The sequence below is a fragment of the Methylobacterium sp. J-026 genome (assembly GCF_022829585.1).
Taxonomy (GTDB): domain Bacteria; phylum Pseudomonadota; class Alphaproteobacteria; order Rhizobiales; family Beijerinckiaceae; genus Methylobacterium.
This window is the reverse complement of the sequence record NZ_JAKSYC010000150.1, coordinates 1-2039: the sequence shown is the minus strand read 5'-3', so window position 1 is coordinate 2039 and position 2039 is coordinate 1. Positions and strand designations below refer to the sequence as shown.

Sequence of the window (2039 nt, the reverse complement as noted above, 5' to 3'; positions counted from 1 at the left end):
GCGATGCCGTCGTGGTCGGCTACGTCTACCGCGACCAGGAACATACCCTCGCGCTGCTCTGCCGGCCGGCCGGCGATCGCCGCGGCTCGGCGCAGGTTCTCTACTCGACCAGCCCGGGTCCGTGCTCGACCGATCGCATCGCACAATGCCTCCTCCAGCATCAGCACGTCGTAGCCCTTCTCCAGGCTAGAGCTGGCCCAACGACATCTCGGGGCGCACGCACCTGCGGGCGCTCAACGCGGCCATCGAGGCGGCTGCGGCCGGGGAGAGCGGGCGCAGCTTCGCGGTGGTGGCCTCGGAGATGAAGCTTTTGGCCGACCAGGCGAAGGCGGCCACCGGGCAGGTGCGCGGGCTTCTGGGGGAGATCCAACGAGGGATCAACACCTCGGTGATGCTCACCGAGGAGGCGGTCAAGCGGGCCGCGTCCGGCAAGACCCGCTCGGACACGACGCAGCGAACCATCGAGGAGATCACCGCCCGGGTGGAGGAAAGCACTCAAGTGTTCCAGCAGATCGTGGCTTCCACGAACCAGCAGCAGCTCGGGATCGAGCAGGTGATGCAGGCCCTACATGGCATCCGGCAGGCGAGCCAGCAGACGGCGGCCGGCACGCGGCAGGTCGAGGCCGCCTCAGCCAATATCACCGATCTAGCCCAGACGCTGACGACGCTGGCCGAACGCTACCGGCATTGACTCTCCGGGTGCGTGGCTTCCGCCGTGAAGAGTTGCGCGCGAGCGATGAACATGTCGATCTGCACGATGCCATCGTTGATCGCCGTGATGAGGTTGGCGTGGGCCGCGTCGAGCTGAGGGTTGCCGGTCAGCTCGCGGCTACGCAGATCGGCGAGCACCGCCATCATCTGATCCCGCTGCTCTCGCATATCCGCGAGGATCACCTCAGCCCGTGCCGCCTGCAGGCTCGTCGCTTGGCCGCAAGCAAGCAGCTCCACCGCAGCAACATCGACGCGGTCGAGAGCAAATTGCTGCTGACCTTTCCTGCGTAGCGGGACGATGCTTTCGGTCATGACCCTTCGCCCACGGGTGTCCAGCATGCCGACTAGACGGATTGATACGCCGTCAGGGCGCCCGACCTGTAGCACGCGCTCAACAACACGTTGTCTAGGTCGGTATTGCGGTAACCGCGCTGCACGGGCATGCCGCTAGGATGGCGAACAGTGGGGCTAGCGTTGAGCGGCGCTCAATCTGCCTCGAGATCCCCTCCCTCGCTCTGCCATCGTTTCCGCTTGAACGGCACGTTATCACAACCTCGTCATGATATGAAAACTTCAGGTATCTTGAGGGGCGATTAACCGAGTGAATTCAATCTCATCTGAGATTGTGATCTACTTTCGGTGGCCAAGATGTTGAATAACAACCGGAAGTTGCTTCCGGTGATCATGCTCGGGACTGTGATCTCGCTGGCTGTGGCCAGCGGAGCCATCGCGAGCCTGCCGGATGCGGATCACATCGTATCGCAGAAGGGCAAACGTTTCGGGCCGGGGGACGTCGCACTCCACGTCGGTGAGCACATCACGGTGGTCAACGATGACGACAACTTCGTCCACCAGGCCTACGTCGAAGCCGAGACGTTCGCCTTCGACAGCGGAGATATCGAGCCCGGCGCCAAAGCCGTCATCACGTTCCCGACGGAGGGTGATTTCACCGTCCTGTGCGGCGTCCATCCGAAGATGAAGCTCGCCGTCCATGTGCGGTAGGCGCTTCTTCTGACCCGTCCGCCGGTGGCGCCTCAGATCGTGGGGAGCCCTGCCGCCAAAGCTGACGCTCAGACGTGTCCCGCGGAGGCCAGCCTTTGCTCGCTAGAGACCGCATCGGAAATCACAGCGCCCGGCCGGAGCGCGCGCACGAGATCCGCGTCGAGGCGGCCCGCCATACCGTCCAGGATCGCGTCGAACTGTGCGGCCGACAGGGTGGTCGAACGCCCCTCGGCCAACAGCGTCGCTGCAGCCGTGTCCAAGTCGGCGAGAGCTGACGTCTCGTCGCGCTTGAGGCGCAGCGGGACGATCGTCCCTATCATGACTGA

3 protein-coding genes and 1 pseudogene are annotated in these 2039 nt (G+C 64.2%); 2 read left to right on the top strand and 2 right to left on the bottom strand.

The features are described 5' to 3' along the window. Positions 1 to 199 precede the first annotated feature (199 nt). A pseudogene (locus MKK69_RS14160) lies at positions 200 to 691 on the top strand (methyl-accepting chemotaxis protein); the annotation flags it as partial. On the opposite strand, the gene MKK69_RS14155 reads toward MKK69_RS14160, so the two are convergent. After that, positions 679 to 1023: a hypothetical protein gene (locus MKK69_RS14155; RefSeq protein WP_243968673.1), complete on the bottom strand. Its 345-nt coding sequence runs from the start codon at positions 1021 to 1023 to the stop codon at positions 679 to 681. The pseudogene MKK69_RS14160 and the gene MKK69_RS14155 sit on opposite strands and share 13 nt — an antisense overlap. Before the next feature lie 336 nt (positions 1024 to 1359). Between MKK69_RS14155 and MKK69_RS14150 the strand changes: the two genes are divergently transcribed. Beyond that, a complete protein-coding gene (locus tag MKK69_RS14150) occupies positions 1360 to 1713 on the top strand; it encodes a methylamine utilization protein (protein ID WP_243968675.1) in 354 nt (117 codons plus the stop codon). 68 nt (positions 1714 to 1781) lie between these two features. On the opposite strand, the gene MKK69_RS14145 is transcribed toward MKK69_RS14150, so the two are convergent. Continuing rightward, the coding region (locus MKK69_RS14145; RefSeq protein ID WP_243968671.1) for a hypothetical protein at positions 1782 to 2039 on the bottom strand (258 nt) is incomplete at its 5' end.